This window comes from Halochromatium glycolicum, assembly GCF_016584085.1.
GTDB lineage: Bacteria > Pseudomonadota > Gammaproteobacteria > Chromatiales > Chromatiaceae > Lamprobacter > Lamprobacter glycolicus.
In genome coordinates, this window is record NZ_NRSJ01000041.1 from 19364 (window position 1) to 36449 (window position 17086).

The 17086-nt window shown below is 65.6% G+C and carries 13 protein-coding genes; 1 reads left to right on the forward strand and 12 read right to left on the reverse strand.

Going from position 1 to position 17086, the window contains the following annotated elements; genetic code table 11:
• Positions 1-88: 88 nt before the first annotated feature.
• On the reverse strand, positions 89-601 hold the full coding sequence (locus CKO40_RS18110; RefSeq protein ID WP_242477157.1) for a low molecular weight protein-tyrosine-phosphatase: 513 nt from the start codon (positions 599-601) through the stop codon (positions 89-91).
• Positions 602-787: 186 nt separating this feature from the next.
• Entirely contained in the window at positions 788-1225 is a 438-nt protein-coding gene (locus tag CKO40_RS18115) for a hypothetical protein (protein WP_200347854.1), read from the reverse strand.
• Between the two features lie 603 nt (positions 1226-1828).
• Between CKO40_RS18115 and CKO40_RS18120 the strand changes: the two genes are divergently transcribed.
• Entirely contained in the window at positions 1829-2119 is a 291-nt protein-coding gene (locus CKO40_RS18120) for a hypothetical protein (RefSeq protein ID WP_200347855.1), read from the forward strand.
• On the opposite strand, the gene kdsB is transcribed toward CKO40_RS18120, so the two are convergent.
• The 10 genes from kdsB to CKO40_RS18170 form a co-directional block, all read right to left on the reverse strand.
• Positions 2116-2904, reverse strand: a complete 789-nt coding sequence (gene kdsB, locus CKO40_RS18125) for a 3-deoxy-manno-octulosonate cytidylyltransferase (RefSeq protein WP_200347856.1) — start codon at positions 2902-2904, stop codon at positions 2116-2118. The genes CKO40_RS18120 and kdsB overlap by 4 nt on opposite strands.
• Before the next feature lie 107 nt (positions 2905-3011).
• Positions 3012-4040, reverse strand: a complete 1029-nt coding sequence (gene lpxK / locus CKO40_RS18130) for a tetraacyldisaccharide 4'-kinase (protein WP_200347857.1) — start codon at positions 4038-4040, stop codon at positions 3012-3014.
• A 260-nt stretch (positions 4041-4300) separates the two neighbouring features.
• On the reverse strand, positions 4301-6172 hold the full coding sequence (gene msbA, locus CKO40_RS18135) for a lipid A export permease/ATP-binding protein MsbA (protein ID WP_200347858.1): 1872 nt from the start codon (positions 6170-6172) through the stop codon (positions 4301-4303).
• Positions 6169-6780 (reverse strand): biopolymer transporter ExbD, encoded by a 612-nt coding sequence (locus CKO40_RS18140; protein WP_200347859.1) that lies wholly within the window; start codon positions 6778-6780, stop codon positions 6169-6171. The genes msbA and CKO40_RS18140 overlap by 4 nt, the downstream gene beginning before the upstream one ends.
• Positions 6777-7406, reverse strand: a complete 630-nt coding sequence (locus CKO40_RS18145) for a MotA/TolQ/ExbB proton channel family protein (RefSeq protein ID WP_200347860.1) — start codon at positions 7404-7406, stop codon at positions 6777-6779. The genes CKO40_RS18140 and CKO40_RS18145 overlap by 4 nt, the downstream gene beginning before the upstream one ends.
• Positions 7407-7546: 140 nt before the next feature.
• Positions 7547-9958, reverse strand: a complete 2412-nt coding sequence (locus CKO40_RS18150; protein ID WP_200347861.1) for a DNA internalization-related competence protein ComEC/Rec2 — start codon at positions 9956-9958, stop codon at positions 7547-7549.
• 57 nt (positions 9959-10015) lie between these two features.
• Positions 10016-10756 (reverse strand): ABC transporter ATP-binding protein, encoded by a 741-nt coding sequence (locus tag CKO40_RS18155; RefSeq protein ID WP_200347862.1) that lies wholly within the window; start codon positions 10754-10756, stop codon positions 10016-10018.
• The gene (locus tag CKO40_RS18160; protein ID WP_200347863.1) at positions 10749-11993 is read right to left on the reverse strand and encodes a lipoprotein-releasing ABC transporter permease subunit; all 1245 of its coding nucleotides are present in this window, start codon (positions 11991-11993) and stop codon (positions 10749-10751) included. Before CKO40_RS18160 ends, CKO40_RS18155 begins: the two co-directional genes overlap by 8 nt.
• 389 nt (positions 11994-12382) lie before the next feature.
• On the reverse strand, positions 12383-13573 hold the full coding sequence (gene metK / locus CKO40_RS18165) for a methionine adenosyltransferase (protein ID WP_200347864.1): 1191 nt from the start codon (positions 13571-13573) through the stop codon (positions 12383-12385).
• An 80-nt stretch (positions 13574-13653) separates the two neighbouring features.
• Positions 13654-16953 (reverse strand): cation-translocating P-type ATPase, encoded by a 3300-nt coding sequence (locus tag CKO40_RS18170; protein ID WP_200347865.1) that lies wholly within the window; start codon positions 16951-16953, stop codon positions 13654-13656.
• Positions 16954-17086 lie beyond the last annotated feature (133 nt).

A 17086-nucleotide genomic window follows, 5' to 3' on the forward strand; every position in this document is an offset into this window, starting at 1 on the left:
GGCTATGCTCCCGGCGACGCTCCTCGAAGGCAAACGAAAATCCTGCGCAATTCGGTACGAGCTTTTCCGGCAATCGCCTTAAGCCGGCTCAGCGCTTGAGGTGCTCCCGCCTGATCGCTTCCAGCAGACCTCGCGCTGCCTCATCCACCATATCGAACACGGCTTCAAACCCATTGGCGCCGCCATAGTAGGGATCGGGCACCTCCCGGTGCTCCAAGTGCGGTGCATAGTCCATGAACAATCGGAGCCTCGTCTCAAATCCGGGTGGACAGAGCTCAGATAAGAAGCGGTGGTTGTCCTCATCCATCGCCAGGACATAATCGTACAGCTCGAAGTCCTCGGCGATGGCCCGCCGCGCCCGTTGGATCGAGAGATCGATACCGCGCCGCTGTGCGGTCTGGCGCGCCCGCGGGTCAGGTGGCTCGCCGACGTGATAGGCATGGGTCCCAGCCGAGTCGATCTCGATCAGGTGGGCCAGCCCCTCCTCCATCACGAGCTTGGTGAAGACCCCCTGTGCGGTCGGAGATCGGCAGATATTCCCCATGCAGACGAAGAGCACCCGCACCCGCGGTGTGCCCGATCTGATAAACGGCTCTTGCATGCGTTCGTTGTCCTCGTTTGGTTCCAAGTTTGATTCCAGTCGGCTGATGGCCTTGTTGCGGTTTCGATGCGCCGTGGCAAACCAGCCCGCCTCGGGTCTTGTTTCAACCTAGAAACGGCGGTTGACCGCTTCGCAAATCATGCAACCTTCTACAGGTCGCATTGGTTGCGAGCCCAATGAGCGCCCTCAACGACGGTGAAAAGGCCGCCAACCTTGCTGGCTGCGGATGTTGTAACGGTGCCGCTCGATCCGACGCCGGATATCCGCTGCCGCATCACGCATCGGGATCTGTGGCGCGCCTAGATTGCTGCCCGGGGCAAGGCGTTGTACGCGCTCGGCGCGCTCGATCTGGCGTCCGGTGCGCTGCTGCACGGCGCGTAGGTCGAGCTGCTGCGAGCGCTCAATGGTCTCGAGCTGCCGCTGATGCGTGAGTCCAAGCGGTCCGACCCGATCGCGATAAGCGCGTTGGTCGCCCTCGAGTGTCAGCCAGCCCCTTGCGGCATCGCGTCTCTGATGCGCCCCGGCAGCTGCTGGATCGCCTTGTCCCGCGGCCCGCAGCGGATGAACGTCTGCCAACAGGCTGCTGGAGAGCAGCAAGACCGCAAGTCCAGGATATCGCCTCATCTGCTCGCCTGACCAATCGTTGTTTGATGGTCGCGTCGGTACCGCTGTTGGCAACCAGCCAGGTGGCCAAGAACGGATTCGTCGTGTCCGAGGGTGCACCGCTTCGGTGCAATCGGATGCGCTGCCGTACAAATTCGATTCACTCGCGCCCCTTTGATCCCGCATTCACAATCAGGTTTTGCGGTCCTTTGCGGTTGATGAAGCCCGATTCCCGCGATGCCGGGCCTATTGAGCGAAGCAGACGCCATGTTGGCATCGAATCTGCATGAGTGTTACTGAGGCGGAAACCTCCCTCTCTGCCATTTCCGTCCTCTGACCTCCTCAGTGGTGAATTGCCCCGCGCTCTCGCGGGGCATTTTTTTGCCTGCCCATCTTGTGCCTGTCCCTTCTTTCTGGTCCCTTCTTTCGGGCCGATCTGTCGATGGGCGTCTGTGATGCGCCTTGGCTCGACTCGCGGGACAAGGGACCCCATCTACAGCCCAGGGGGACGGTCTCTTGTCGTCGAGCGGCTCGAGCCCTGTTCTGCTGCCGGCTTCTGCTGCCAGCCGTGCCCTCTCCGTCCAAGCCACCGAGACCCGCTGTGCTGCACGAGATCGACTACTGATGACCGATGACCCTTTCATCGAACGTCTGCGCGCCCTGATCGGTCGCGACTGCTACTACTTTGGGCGTGACTGCCGGATCGTGGAGGTCCTGCCGGAAACAGACAATGGACCCGGGCAACTGGTTCTTGAGGCGTTCGATTCGCTTCCACCGATCCAGACCGACCAGTTCGGTCAAGCGGTCGCTCGTGCCAACGAGCATATCGAGGTGCCGATCCAGGGGCGAGACGGCGAGTTTACCGAAGAGCTGATGCACCTTCTCGACAGTCTCGAGGCGGCAAATAGACGCTAGCCAGGGGCTGATGCCGGATGCTGCGCAAGCCAACGCGCGACCTGCCGGACATCCTCCAGCGTGTCGACCCCAGGCCCCGGGCGTTCGGCAGCAATCGAGACATGAATCCGCCCACCGTGCCAAAGCACACGCAGTTGTTCCAGCGATTCGGCCTGCTCCAGTGGCGCTGGCGGCCAGCTGACGTAGTGTGCGAGAAATCCGACGCGATAGGCGTAAAGTCCGATATGGCGCAGGAAGGTCGCCTTCGCTGGCAAGCTGCCGCGGTCGTGCAAGAATTCGTCCCGATGCCAAGGGATCGGTGCACGCGAGAAATAGAGCGCATAGCCGTCTTGATCCGTCACCAACTTGACCAGGTGCGGGTCGAATAATGATTCGATGTCATCAATCCGACAAGCGAGTGTCGCGACACCGGCATCGGTGTGGGCGGCGAGCCCCTCGGCGACCTGATCGAGCAGAGCCGGTGAGATGCCGGGCTCGTCGCCTTGCAGGTTGACCACGATACGATCCTCCGGCCAGCCGCGCGCCGTGGCGACCTCGGCAATGCGCTCAGAGCCGCTGGCATGATCCGAACGCGTCATGACCGCCTGTGCGCCGATCTCTTCGCATGCCGCGACGATGCGCTCGTCATCGGTCGCTACCAGTACCTCGTCCGCTGCACTGGCCTGCGCACGCTCCCAGACCCAAGCAATCAAGGGTCGTCCGGCGATCTCGATCAAGGGCTTGCCCGGAAGCCGGCTTGCGCCGTAGCGCGCCGGAATCACCACTGAAAAGGATTCATCGTTCATCTTTTCCACCACCGCTTACATCGCCGTCGGCCCAGTTGCAGGCTGTTTGCAAAAGAGCTTACCAGCCTGTTTCGATTGTTTTTCTCCAGCTTCGCCAAGCGGCGCGTCTATCGGGGCTTGGCCGCGTCAGACCGCTTGATGCCCGCCAGCGCCCGATCGAGTGCGGCGACGAAGGTCGCACTTGGCACCGCCGTGACGGGAACGAACCAGTGTTCGGGCCTCGCGAATCGCTGGCATTTGACGGCGTCCTTCTCGGTCATCAGCACCGGACCAGGCGGCCAGTGCTCTAGGTCGCTGGCACGAAATGCATGATGGTCCGGATAGGCAATCGGCCTCACCGACAACCCAAGGTCTTCCAGCATCCGAAAGAACCGCTGGGGATGACCGATACCGGCAACGGCTGTCAGCGTTTCATCGGCAAAACTGCGCAATGGTCGTTGCAGGCTCGAATCCTGTAGGTTGACTGCTGCGCCCGGCGCGAGGCTGATGTGATGGCCGTCGTTCGCATCGCCGTTGACGACGACCAGATCGGCCGTGGCGAGACGCTCTTGCGGCTCGCGCAGCGGGCCGGCAGGCAGACAGCGCCCGTTGCCGAGGCGTCGCTCACCGTCGAGCACCAGGATCTCGAGCTGCCGGCGAAGTCTGTAGTGTTGTAGGCCGTCATCGGTCAGCACCAGGTCGCAGCCGCACTGATCGGCGAGCACCTTGGCGGCGGCCACTCGGTCCCGACCGGCCACGACCGGGCAATGCGACCTCTTGGCGAGCAGCACCGCCTCGTCCCCGAAGCGGAGCGGATCGGCATCCGGCGCAACCTGTTGGGGCCCTTCTGCAACCGAGCGCTGGGCCCGATAACCGCGCAGTGCGATGCCGGGGCGGTAGCCCCGGCCGGACAGGTATTCGGCCATCCAGAGCACCAGTGGCGTCTTGCCAGTGCCGCCGACGGTCAGGTTACCAACCACGATCACCGGCACCGAGACCGAGAAAGACCTGAGCCAGCCCTGTTGATAGGCCCGTCGGCGCAACGCCGCGATGCGGCAATAGAGCCAAGCGAGCGGCGCCAGCACCGGCCCGAGCCAATGCCCCTGATACCAGATTCGCTCCGGTTCGAGCCGCAGCCGCCATTGGGGCTGCGCCAAGGGGTCACCGTTTAGAGGCGGCTGCGTGCCCGTCGTGCTTCGCTGCGACGCGCTGCCATGGTCCTTACACGCCCTATCAAAATGCCCGCCTAGTCTACACAAGCTGCTGAATTTTCGAGCCGAAGAGGGCATTCTGTTATAGCCATTCCGCCTTATCGCCGGACTGAGAGCGCCGGACTGAAAGCGCCGGAACAGTCAGCACCGATGGGCTCAGCCTGTCCGCAAACCAGGGCGGGTGACGATAGGACTTCTTAGCCTGGTTAGGTACCTGGGCCCATCCTGGGGTCCACCCTGGGCTCGACACCCGGCTGGACGCCGGGAGCAACACCGGGTTCAACACTGGGCTCGACACCGGGCTCGGCGAACTGCAGCCGATGCAACCGAGCGTAGTATCCGCCGCGGGCGATCAGCTCGGCGTGCGTGCCGCGCTCGACGATGGCTCCGGCGTCGAGCACGAGGATCGTATCGGTATGCTCGATCGTTGACAGCCGATGCGCGATCACCAGCGTGGTGCGATCCCGCATCAGCGCGGCCAGTGCGGCCTGGATGTGCCGCTCGGCCTCGGTATCGAGCGCCGAGGTCGCCTCATCCAGCACAAGGATCGGTGCATCCTTGAGCATCGCGCGCGCAATGGCGAGGCGCTGGCGCTGACCGCCGGAGAGCAGCACGCCGCGGTCGCCGACCAAGGTATCTAGCCCGCGCGGTAGTGCCTCGATGAAATCCGCCGCATGGGCGGCCTCGGCGACGCGCTCGATCTCGGCGCGCGACACAGCCCCCTTCATCCCATAGGCGATGTTGTTGGCCACGGTATCGTTGAACAGCACCACGTCCTGCGTGACCAGCGAGATCTGCGCGCGCAGACTCGCCAGGGTCAGCTCGCGCACATCGATCCGGTCGATCAGCACCGCCCCTTCGGTCGGGTCATAGAAGCGCGGCAGCAGGCTGGCGATGGTCGACTTGCCGCTGCCCGAGCGCCCGACCAAGGCGACGCTGCGCCCCGGCTCGATAGCCAGGCTCAGGTCACGGAGTACGGCGCCCTTCTCCGGATCATAGACGTGGGTCACCTGGCGGTACTCGACCCGGCCCTCGGCCCGCGTCAGGCGGCGATGGCCGGTATCGGTCTCGATCTCGCTATCGATCAGCTCGAACAGACTATCGGCCGCGACGATGCCGCGCTGCAGATGCGAATTGACCGCCGTGAGCCGCTTCACCGGTGGCAGCAGCAGTCCCATCGCGACGATGAAGGACATGAAGGTGCCGACAGTGATGTCCTCGCGCAGACCCTGCAGCGTCGACAGGTAGACGATGACGCTGATCGCGATCGCGGCGATCAGCTGCACCAACGGCACGCTGATCGAATCGGTCGCGACGATCTTCATCTGCAGCGAGCGCGTTTTCTCATTGACGGCGGCGAAGCGCTGGATCTCATAGTCCTCGCCGCCGAACGCCTTGACTACCCGGTGCGCCTCGATCACCTCTTGCGCGGCATGGGACAGCGAGCCCATCCGCTCCTGGACGCGCTTGCCGTAATGCCGGAAGCGCTTGGTGGCGTACTTGATCGCGATGGCCATCGCCGGCGCCACCAGCAGGAAGATCGCCGAGAGCATCGCGTCGATGTAGAGCATGTAGCCGATCAGCGCGACCGCGGTGAAGCCGTCGCGCACCAGCGTCGTCAGTGCCGAGGTCGAGGCGGCCGCGACGTTCTCGACGTTGTAGGTGAACTTCGCGATGATCTGACCCGAGCCGCTGCGGTCGTAGTAGCGTGCCGGCGCACGCAGCAGGTGCTCGAACATCTGTTGCCGCAGATCGGCGACCACCCGCCGTCCGACCCACTTCAGGCAATAGGTGTTGACGAACCCGGCTACACCCCGGACCAGGAAGATGCCGACCAACAGGAACGGCATCAGTCGGACCACATCCGGATCGCGCTCGACGAAGCTGCCGTCGAGCAACGGCTTGATCATCGCTGCGAACAGGGGCTCGGTCAGGCCGAAGACCAGCATGCCGGCGATCGCGATCGCGAACATCTTCCAATAGGGTCTGACGTAGCCGAGAAGCCGGCGATAGATCGTCCGAGCGGAGGATTCACCCGACGCAGTGACGGCCGCGCCCAACCCGGTGGCCGAAGTCATTCGGCGCGCCCCGGGGCGGCAGCGCTGCTCTCGGTCTCATCCTCTCGGTCCACGCTGACCGGCTCGGCGCTGGCGCGGCTTCCCGCCCGGCCGGCCGTTCCCTCCTCTTGGTCAGCCATTCCCTGTCCGGCAGCACCTTGGTCCGTCATGGCATCTGGCCGCGCACGCCCCGACACGACGTTGGCGGCGGCACGATCCACCTGCGTGGCCGCGAACGCGACCCGCGTCAGCCCCAGCTGCGCTGAGGCATCGAGCACCGACATCACCGCCTGATGCCGGGCCTGGGCATCGGCCTTGATGAGCACCGGCAGATCGCGCTGCGCCCCCAGTGCGTCGACCAGCGCCTGCCTCAGGGCCTCGACCTCGCCGCTCGCAACGGGCCGGCCCGCGACATCGTAGCGGCCGTGACGGTCGATCACGACCTCGACCAGCTCGATCTCATCGGCGGGGACGGCTTCGGTGTCGGCCTCGGGGAGCTGCAGTCGCAGACGTCCGTCGTCGCGAAAGGTCGTCGACACCATGAAGAAGATCAGCAGCAGGAAGACGACGTCGATCAAGGGTGCCAGATTGATCTCGGGCGCTTCGGGGCGATGCGGGCGGAGGTTCAAGGCACCTCTCCGGCATCGGCCTCACGCTCGCCCTGCATGACCTCGATCAAGCGCAGCGCCTGCTCTTCCATCCCGATCACGAGCTTCTCGACCCGGCTGAGGAAATAGCGGTGGAACATCAGCGTTGGGATCGCCACCGACAGCCCGGCCGCGGTCGTGATCAATGCCTGGGAGATGCCGCCAGCGAGGATACCGGGATCACCGACACCGGCCTCCATGATCACCGAGAACACCTCGATCATCCCGATCACGGTTCCCAGCAGGCCGAGCAGCGGTGTGACTGCGGCGATGGTGCCGAGCGTGCTCAGATAGCGTTCCATTCCGGAGACGACATGGCGGCCGGTATCCTGGATCGCCTCCTTCATAATCTCGCGTGAATGATTGCGGTTAACGAGCCCGGCGGCGAGCATGCGTCCCAGCGCGGAGCCTCGGCGGATCGCGTCGATCTGCGCGTCATCGAGCTGGTTGCGACGCTGCAACTGCCAGATCTGCGTCACCAGTCCGTCCGGCATGATCCGCTTGCGCCGAAGCGCCCAGCTGCGCTCGATGACGATCGCCAATGCCGCGACCGAGCACAGCAGGATCGGCACCATCAGCCAGCCACCAGCCTTCAACAGATCGAGCACGCAGGAATCACCTCAACAGCAAGCACAGGTTTTATGCACGGCCAGTCCGGCCTTGATCCGAGCACAGTCGGGTCTAAGCGCGGCTGCATAGCGGCAGCCATGATAGCGCACCGCGAAACCCCTACGCTGTACAGGTGTTGTCATTCCGCCGGCCGGGCCACCGCCGCCTTGGCCGGCTCGGGGTGATGGCGCCAGAGCCGATCGGCGACACTGCGGTGCCGACGCGGAGCGCCGATCCGGCCATCGGGGTCGATCTGGAACGCGATCGCTCCAGAGCTCGCCGTGTCCAGGGTTCGGGCACCGAGCTCGGTGACACGCTCGCGCACGGTCTGAGCAGGGAAACCGAAACGGTTCAGCCATCCCATCGAGAACAGTACCCAGCTCGGCGACACCGCCGACAGGAATGGCGCTGTCGACGAGCTCGCGCTGCCGTGATGCGCCGCAATCAGGAGCTCGCTCTGGAGGTCGGGTCCGTACTTGCGCACCAGCTGCTGCTCCACCGCGGCCTCGGCATCCCCTGGCCAGAGCAGACTCGTCTCGCCCAACGTCACCTGCAGTACGCAGGAGCTGTCGTTGCCCGACTCGACTTGACCGGAGGGATGCAGGATCGCGAACTCGACGCCATCCCAATGCCAGCGTTGGCCGGTCCGGCAAGGCTCGATCGGTGCGCCCTCGAGCTCGTCCGGCTCGCCGCTCAGGACCTGTCGGGCGGGGACCGACCGCAGCAGCCCCTGCATCCCGCCGGCATGATCCTGATCGGCATGCGAGATCAGCAGGATGTCGACCCTGTCGATCCCTTGATGTCGCAGATAGGGTGCCACCACCGCTTCTCCCGTATTGAAACCGCTCGGGAAACGTGGGCCGGCGTCATAGACCAAGCAATGCTGGCGCGTGCGCAGAACGCCGGCAAGCCCTTGCCCGACATCGAGCAGCGTGACCTCGAGTGCGCCCTGCGGTGGTGTTGGAGGACGAACCAGCCAGAGCGGCAGGAGCAGCGGCACGCCAAGCCACCGGCCCGGTATCCCGCGCGGCGCCAACAGCAGCAGGCTAGCCAGCGCGGCGAGCAGCCAGACCCAGCCCGGCCTTGAACCCAAAGAGGCTGCCGCCCAAGGCCGATCCGCAGCCCAGGTCAGGCCGGCGTAGCCCTGGCTCAACAGCCAGTCCACGACCGCAAGCGGTCCAGTCCAGCCAGACACCAGCAACAGCAGCGCCGAGAGCAGGATGATCGGAAGCAACAGCCCGAACAGAGGCACCGCGATCAGATTCACCAGCGGGGCGATCAGCGAGGCGCGACCAAAGAATGCGATCAGCATCGGCAACAGACCGAGCGCGACGGCCCATTGGGCAGCGCCCCAACGGGCGATCAGGCCTGGCGGACCGAGCCGACCACCCAGCGCATAGAGCAGTGCCGCGACGGCGCCGAACGAGAGCCAGAAGCCGTAGTCGAGCACTGCTGCCGGATCGATCAGCAGCACGGCCGCGAGCGCCAGCAGCAATGCATTCCAAGGACGGAGCGTTCGGCTCATGATGACCGCTAACAGGACCACTGCCAGCATCACCAAGGCGCGCTGGGTCGATATCGCAAAGCCCGCCAGCGCGGCATAGCCGAGCGCGGCAGCCAGCGCCGCCAACGCGCCGGCACGGGGTGCTGCGACGCGCAGCGTCAGACCGGGGAGCCAGGTCCAGACGCGACGCACCAGTAGGAAGATGAACCCCGAGATCAGGCCGACGTGCAGACCGGAGATCGCGATCAGATGGGAGGTCCCGGTGCGCGAGAACACGGCCCACTGGGCCGGTGTCAGCTTCCCTCGATCGCCGATCACCAAGGCCGGCACCAGTGCTGCGCCGACGCCATCCGGCAGGCCCTGCTGCAGACGCTCGCGCAATGCCTGGCGCCAACGGTCGAGCCAATAGCGGCCGGGCCGGCTCGCCAAGCGGGCATTGCCCTCGTCGCTGCGGACATAGCCGGTAGCCTGGACCTGATGCCGAAACAGCCAGCGCTCATAATCGAAACCGCCGGGATTGACGAAGCCGTGCCGCGGTTTCAGCCGGGCCGTCAAGCGCCACTGCTCTCCGGCCTCGAGCGGCGGTGCCCCGCGATACCAAGACAACCGCACGCGGCCTCGAAAATCGACGGGATGGCCCTGGTGCCTCAGATGGTTCACATCGAAGAGGAAACGCGTTCGCGCTGCATTCGCGTCCGGCAGCGACGCAATGCGCCCGGTCAGAACGACATCCTGCTTGGCGAGTGCCGGCGGAAACGGCTGACACAGCAGCCCGCAGACCCAAAGGTGAGCCCAGCAAAAACCGATCACTAAGGCGGCGAGCGCCCAGGCGATGCGCCGCGATACCAGTCCGATGCCCGCCAACAGCAATAGCAGCGCAATGGCGGCGGCCGGGGCCGGCTGCGATTGCAGGAAATAGACGCCGACGCCGATTGCGAAGCCAAGGCCGATCACTGCAAGCGGCGCCGAGTCCGCGCCTCGCACCTGGTCGCTCTGGTCGCTTTGGTCGCTCTGCGCAACGATCGCGGGCGCGCTCGGCTGGCTCATCGTCGAGGCGCTCTGGCGCTGGCGCATCCTCCGCGAGATCCGACGTCGGCGGGCGTGCTACGCCGCGTCGACCTCGACCAGCCGCCCCTCCTCCAATCGCCAGGTCTGACTGGTGCGGGCAGCGAGGACCGGGTCGTGTGTGACGATGACGATGCTGGTGCCGATCTCGGCGTTGAGGGCCAGCATCAGCTCGAACACCGACTCCGCCGTATGCCGGTCGAGATTGCCGGTCGGCTCATCGGCCAGCACGCAGGCGGGTCGGGTCACCAAGGCCCGAGCGATCGCCGCCCGCTGACGCTCGCCCCCTGAGAGCTCGGCCGGTTTGTGCGCGCCCCGATGGCCGAGCCCGACGCGCTCCAGCATCGCATTGGCCTCCTCACTTGCCAGCGCGGGCACGAGGCCGCGGATCAACAACGGCATCGCGACGTTCTCGCGCGCGGTGAACTCGGGCAGCAGATGATGGAACTGGTAGACGAACCCGAGATGGCGGTTGCGCAGATCGCCGCGCGCACGCTCCGAAAGCTGCATTGCCGCCCGGCCAGACCAGAAGACCTGACCCGAGCTCGGCTGCTCCAGACCGCCAAGGCAGTGCAGCAAGGTGCTCTTGCCCGACCCGGACGCGCCGATGATCGCGATCCGTTGGCCGTGAGGGATCACGAGATCGACGCCGCGCAGGACCTCGACATCGAGCGGTCCCTGACGAAAGCGTTTGGTGATCGCACGGGCCTCGAGCACGTGCTCTTTGGCAGGCTCCGCTACTGGCCCGGTATCCCTGCTGCGTTCAGTCGTCTCACTCATAGCGCAGGGCCTCGGCTGGATCGGTGCGGGCCGCGCGCCAAGCCGGATACAGGGTGGCAGCGACGGTCATCGCAAAGGCGCCGAGGGCGATCCGGATGACGTCCGATGCCTGGACGTCGGACGGCAGCGCGCTGATGTAATAGATGGTCGGGTCCAGGAACTGGACGCCGAACAGGCCCTCGATGCTGGCCACGATCGATTCGACGTTCCAGCCGAGCAGCACCCCGCCGACCACCCCGAGCAAGGTGCCGAAGACGCCGATCGCGGTGCCCTGGACCATGAAGATCGCCATGATCCGACGCGGCGAGGCCCCGAGTGTGCGCAGCACCGCGATATCGGCGCGCTTGTCGGTCACCACCATCACCAGGGTCGAGACGATGTTGAAGGCCGCGACCGCGACGATCAGGAACAGGATGATCGCCATCATCCGCTTCTCGGTGCGCAGCGCGGCGAAGAAGTTGCGGTGCACCTGGGTCCAATCCGAGACCTGATAGAGCCCGTCGAGGGAATATCGGATCTCGCGCGCGACCTGGGGCGCATCCCACATATCGGTCAGCTTGAGCCGGACACCTTCGGCGGCCTCCCCGAGGCGCATCAGCCGTGCGGCATCCGCCATCGGCATAAACCCGGCGCCGCGATCGTAATCGGACATCCCGACCTCGAACAGGCCGGAGACGGTGAAGGCCTTCAGCCGCGGCATCACGCCGACCGGGGTCGCATTCAGCTGCGGTGTCACGACCGTCACCTTGTCGCCGAGCCCGACCCCGAGCAGCGCCGCGAGCTCGCGGCCGAGCACGATCCGGAAGCTTCCTGGGGTCAGCGCATCGACCGAGCCGGCGATCATGTCCTGGCGCAGGTCCGAGACTGCATCCTCCTGATCCGGCTCGATCCCGCGCAGCAATGCCGCATGGGTGCGGCCGCCATGCATCAGCATCGCCTGGATCTCGACGAACGGGGCCGCGCCGACCACCTCCGGATGCCCCTTCAGCGTCTCGATCAGCGCCGGCCAGTCTTCGATCCCGTTCGGGTTCGAGAGGGTTGCATGCGAGGCCATCCCGAGGATGCGCTCCTGGATCTCCTTATGGAAGCCGTTCATCACCGACAGCACGACGATGAGCGCGGTGATCCCGAGCATGATCCCGAGCATCGAGATCAGCGAGATGAACGAGATGAAGTGATTACGCCGGCGCGCGCGGGTGTAGCGCAGACCGACGAACAGCGAGAAGGGGCGGACCATGGGCGCGGATTAGACCAGAAAGCCGCGCGCGGGGATAGCACCGCAGCGAGCCCATTCGACGTCGCTCAGGGCCTGACCTATGCGACGACGCCTGATCGAGTGTCGATCCACTAGTGCATCGCGTCAGAAATGCCGAGACCCTTTTCGTGCCATCTGGCTCTCAGCGCTGTAGGAGCCCGCTTGCGGGCGAGCAGGCCGCGCTCACGGCGACGAAGATCGCCCGCAAGCGGGCTCCTACCCCACGACCATTGCGGGCAACGACAATCGATCTCGGGATTTCCGCTGTCTTGCACTAAACCGCGTCCAGAGACAGAAACGTCATTTTTCCGCAGCAGGCGCGGCCAAAATTGCACATCCCAAACTGGACGCAGTGTAATGACATGGGCGACTCAGTCGCGCAAGGCCTCGAGGTGATTGAGCGCCTCCCAAGGCGCTTCGAGGTCGACCCGGCCCATATGCCCGCAGCAGGCGAGCCGCCGGTAGAAGCCCCGCTTGCGCTCACTGGGCAGATGACGCAAGCGTAGGTCGCGCACGATAGCGCCGACGCGGAAATCGAACACCCGCATCAGGCGACGCGCGATCTCGGCATCGTCGATCTTGCCGCTGCCGTAGGTGCGCGTGCGCACGCTTACCGGTGCCGCGGCACCAATCGAATAGCTAAGCTGGACCTCGCATTCGCCGGCAAGCCCGGCCGCGACTACATTCTTCGCGGCCCAGCGGGCGGCATAGGCGCCGACGCGGTCGACCCGCAGCGGGTCCTTGCCGCTGAGCGCCGCTCCGCTGTGGCGCGCGTATTCGCCGTAGGTGTCGATGCCCGTCTTGCGGCCCGTCAGCCCGGAGTGCACTGCGGGTCCGCCGCCGATCACCGGCCCATCCGGATTGACGAAGAACAGGGTGTCACCATCGGGCTGGATCGGGGCGTCGGCGAGCACCGGCTGTAAGACCTGCTCCATCAGGTCCGTTTGCAGTTGCTTGAGCTGTGGTGACTCGCTGTCGTGCTGGCTGGTCTCCAGCGCGATGCTATGAATGCGCGTTGGCACGCCGTCGGCGTACTCGATCCCGACCTGCGTCTTCGCATCCGGCAGCAGATAGGGCAGCGCCCGCTTGAGCTTATCGCCGTCCAACGCCTTGGCGATGCGATGCGCCAGTGTCACCGGCAGCGGCATCAGGTGCTCGGTCTGGTCGCAGGCGTAGCCGAAGACCGTCGCCTGATCCTTGACCGTGATCCGGCCGAGGGCCTCGTCATCCATCGCGTCCAGATCGAGCCGACGGTAATCCCGATCCGTGTGGTCCATGAAGCTGGTCATAATCGCGCAGGCATTGGCGTCGAACACGTCCCGCGGATAGCCGATCTCGCGGATCAGGTCGCGAGCGATATCGGTGATCGCGATCCCGGCCTCGGTCGCATAGTGCGCGGAGATGAAGAGCACCCCGCTGGCGACGGCGCACTCGGCGTTGATGCCTGCGTTCGGGTCCTGGGTCAGCACATGATCGACGATCGCATCGCTGACCTGGTCACAGAGCTTGTCCGGATGCCCGGCCGTCACCGACTCCGAGGTAAAGATGAAATCGTCGCTCATGCGTGCACCAGGCTTTTTGAAGTTTGAAGGGTGAAGGGTGAAGGATGAAGGGTGCTGGTTCGGGTTGGCTGCCTTGGTCGCTATGTTGGGGGCGTGTCCGGGTCGTTGCCGGTCTCTGGGGGTATCCAGCCGGGCTTGGTGGCTTCGTTGACGATCAACGGTAGCAGGACACCGGCGCCGATGGCGGCTAGGTCCTTCCATCCCAACGCTGTCGTGCCGAGCAGCTGGCGAGCGCCCGGTACCAGGCTGACCACCACTTGCAACGCGGCCATGCCGAGGATCGCCGCGGTCAGGTGCCGGTTCGGTTCCAGCTTCTCGCCGCCGAAGACGTTGCGGTACTTGCTGCGCGAGCTCAGCGCATGGGTGAGCTCGTTCAGCACCAGGGTGTTGAATGCCAGCGTGCTCGGCGCTGGACCGAGGCCGTATTGCTGTACACCGTAGATGAAGGCGCCCATGGTACCGGCGCCGATGGTGCCCGATTCGAACAGCATCCGATGCAGATCCGGGCCCGAGATGATCGGCTCGCTTGGGTCGCGCGGCGGCCGTTGCATCACGCCCGGTTCCGCTGGCTCCATCGATAGGGCCAGGCCGGGGAAGATGTCGGTGACCAGGTTGATCCAGAGCAGCTGCATCGGATTCATGACCTCGCCCCAGCCGACGATCACACCGGCCAGCATCACCTCGATCTCGGTCAGGTTGGTCGAGACCATGAAGTGGATCATCTTGCGGATGTTGCTGTAGAGGGTCCGCCCCTGCCCGACCGCGATCGTCATCGTGTGCAGGTTGTCGTCCTCGAGCACGACATCGGAGACCTCGCGCGCGACGTTGGTGCCGGTCTTGCCCATCGCGACGCCGATGTCGGCGGCCTTGAGCGCCGGGCCGTCATTGATACCGTCGCCGGTCATCGCGACCACCAGGCCGGCCTCCTGGAGTGCGCGCACGATCTTGAGCTTGTGCGCCGGACTGACCCGCGCGAAGACATGGGTGTTGCGCACGAGGCCGGCGAGCAGCTCGGCATCCATCTCGTCGAGCTTATTCGATTCCAGTACCTGCAGCGGCTTGTCGCCCGAGAGCCCGAGCTGGCGGCCGATCGCATGCGCGGTCGCGCTCTGGTCGCCGGTGATCATCATGGTCTCGATCCCGGCGGCATGATAGTCGCGGATCAGCTGATCCATCCCGGGGCGCATCGGGTCGGCCATGCCGGCGAGCCCGAGCCAGACCAGCTCATCGAGCTCGCCCGGGATCGTTTCGGTATCGATCTCCTTGTAGGCCGCGGCCAGCACACGCAGCGCGTTGCCGGCCATGCGCTGGTTCGCGGTCTTGATCGCGTTGCGGTCCTTGTCGGTCAACGCGACCCGCCGGCCGTCCTTGAGCTGCCAGGTGCAGAGCGCGAGCACCTCGTCCGGGCTGCCTTTGATCGCGAGCAGGTGCTTGTCGTCCTGACGCGGGTGGAGACTGACCATGTACGGCCGCCCTTCGGCGCGATAGCGGGTCTTGAGCCGGGGTTGTTCCTCGCGCAAGACCTTGACGTCGATCCCCGAGCCCACCGCCAGCTCGACCAGCGCGTTCTCGGTCGGCGAGCCCTCATACTCCCAGCTCCCGGGCACGCCATTGAGCTCGGTCTCGCTGCAGAGCGAGACCACCTGCATCAGCCGCACCAGCTCGTCGCGGCTCAGCGCATCGATCGCTTGGCCATCCGGGTCGGTGATGCGCTGCTCGGCGACCTTCAGCGGCCTGTCGCCAGCATACAGCGCGACCACGGCCATCCGGTTCATCGTCAAGGTGCCGGTCTTGTCCATGCAGAAGACCTGTACCGAGCCCAGGGTCTCCACGGCGTCGATATGGCGCACCGCGACGTTGCGCTGGCGCATATCACCGATGCCCATCGCGAGCGTCGTCGTCGCGACCGCCGGCAGCCCCTCCGGGACCGCGGCGACCGCGAGCGAGACCGACGCCTTGAGCATCTCCAGCCAGGCATAGCCGCGCAGCACGCCGATCCCGAACACCCCGGCGCAGACGCCGCCGGAGAGCAACGCTAGCTGGGTGCCCATGCGCCCGAGCTGCTTCTGCATCGGCGTCTCCGGCGACTCGGCCTCACCGACCATGGTCTGGATCTGGCCGAGTTCGGTCGCCGCCGCGGTCGCCACCACCAGCCCGCGCCCGCTGCCGCCGGTGACATGGGTGCCCATGTAGGCCATGTTCTTACGGTCGCCGAGCGGCGTGTCCTCCTTGGCGACGAAGGCATCATCCTTCTTGACCGGTAGGCTCTCGCCGGTCAGTGCGGATTCGTCGACGGTCAGCCGATGCGCGCGCAGCAGCCGAATGTCGGCGGCCACATAGGTCCCCGGCGCGAGCAACAGGACGTCACCCGGGACGATCTGCTCGACCGGCAGGGTCGCGGTCGCCCCGTCGCGGAGCACCTTGACCTCGCGCACGCCGCTCTGGGTCAGCGAGGCGATGGTGCGCTCGGCCTGGCGTTCGGTGACGAAACCGATTGCGCCGTTGATCATCACCACGCCGAGGATCACGGCGGCGTCGACGAGCCCGCCGGTGAGCACCGCGACCACCGCCGAGACCCCCAGCAGTCCGACCGGCAGGCTGTTGAACTGGCCGATGAAGATCGCGATGTCGCCGCGCTTGGCGGCGGCAATGAGGCTGTTCTCGCCATAGCGGCGCAGGCGCTCGGCGGCCTCGCGACGGCTCAGCCCCTGCTCGCTGGTGCCGCCGAAATGCTCGCTGACCTGGGCCAGATCCATCGCGAACCAGGCCTTGAGCGGTTGCGATGCGAGCTCGCGCGGCTGTCCAGCGGGGGCGCTTCCAGCAAGCATTGCGAGGCTGGGCAAAGCGCTCCAGCGCGCACTGATTGCGCGCAGACGGCCCGCGATCCCGTCGAGCGCCTCCGAGATCGGAAGGCCAGCCCCGGATCGACCCCCGGATCGACCCCCGGATCGACTGTAAAGCAACGGCTGCGAACGCTTCCGTCTACGGGGTGGTGCGCCGCCATCGACTTGAGCGCCGCGGCTGAGGCGTCGCCAGCCGCGCGAGCGATGTTCAGCGAGCCCCGAAAAGGTTGGCCGAGCCCGAGATTCAGGAGATGCGGGGGCGTCGAGAAGTGATGCGATGAACTCACAGAGATCAGCCAGGGTCAGGGCATCGCTGAAGCGGATCAGCACGCGGCCGGTGATCACGCTGGCGCGGACCGACTGCACACCGCTCAATGCCGCGAGCGAAGATTCCAGCAATGCCTTCGCATGCTCGGACCGATAGAGGGTCGGGACTGCCAAACGGGCGCGGCCGCGGCAGCGGGTATGGACCGCCACAACCGAAGCACCGACCGGTGTCTGAGAACCGGCTGCATTGCTGGACGCGTCATTGGGCATCATCGATCCGCCTGCTGGTCATCGCGTTTCGGTGAGGGCCGGCCCTTCTGCTCTCGGCGGCTCAAATCGGGCGAACGCGCTCGGCTGCAGCGCGTCTGCAAGATGACAGCTTAGTGACAACGGCGCTGTTTTG

Coding starts and splice junctions, on each gene's coding strand:
- CKO40_RS18110 (WP_242477157.1), bottom strand. CDS start 601: ATGCAAGAGCCGTTTATCAGATCGGGCACACCGCGGGTGCGGGTGCTC.
- CKO40_RS18115 (WP_200347854.1), bottom strand. CDS start 1,225: ATGAGGCGATATCCTGGACTTGCGGTCTTGCTGCTCTCCAGCAGCCTG.
- CKO40_RS18120 (WP_200347855.1), top strand. CDS start 1,829: ATGACCGATGACCCTTTCATCGAACGTCTGCGCGCCCTGATCGGTCGC.
- kdsB (WP_200347856.1), bottom strand. CDS start 2,904: ATGAACGATGAATCCTTTTCAGTGGTGATTCCGGCGCGCTACGGCGCA.
- msbA (WP_200347858.1), bottom strand. CDS start 6,172: ATGACTTCGGCCACCGGGTTGGGCGCGGCCGTCACTGCGTCGGGTGAA.
- CKO40_RS18150 (WP_200347861.1), bottom strand. CDS start 9,958: ATGAGCCAGCCGAGCGCGCCCGCGATCGTTGCGCAGAGCGACCAAAGC.
- CKO40_RS18155 (WP_200347862.1), bottom strand. CDS start 10,756: ATGAGTGAGACGACTGAACGCAGCAGGGATACCGGGCCAGTAGCGGAG.
- CKO40_RS18160 (WP_200347863.1), bottom strand. CDS start 11,993: ATGGTCCGCCCCTTCTCGCTGTTCGTCGGTCTGCGCTACACCCGCGCG.
- metK (WP_200347864.1), bottom strand. CDS start 13,573: ATGAGCGACGATTTCATCTTTACCTCGGAGTCGGTGACGGCCGGGCAT.
- CKO40_RS18170 (WP_200347865.1), bottom strand. CDS start 16,953: ATGCCCAATGACGCGTCCAGCAATGCAGCCGGTTCTCAGACACCGGTC.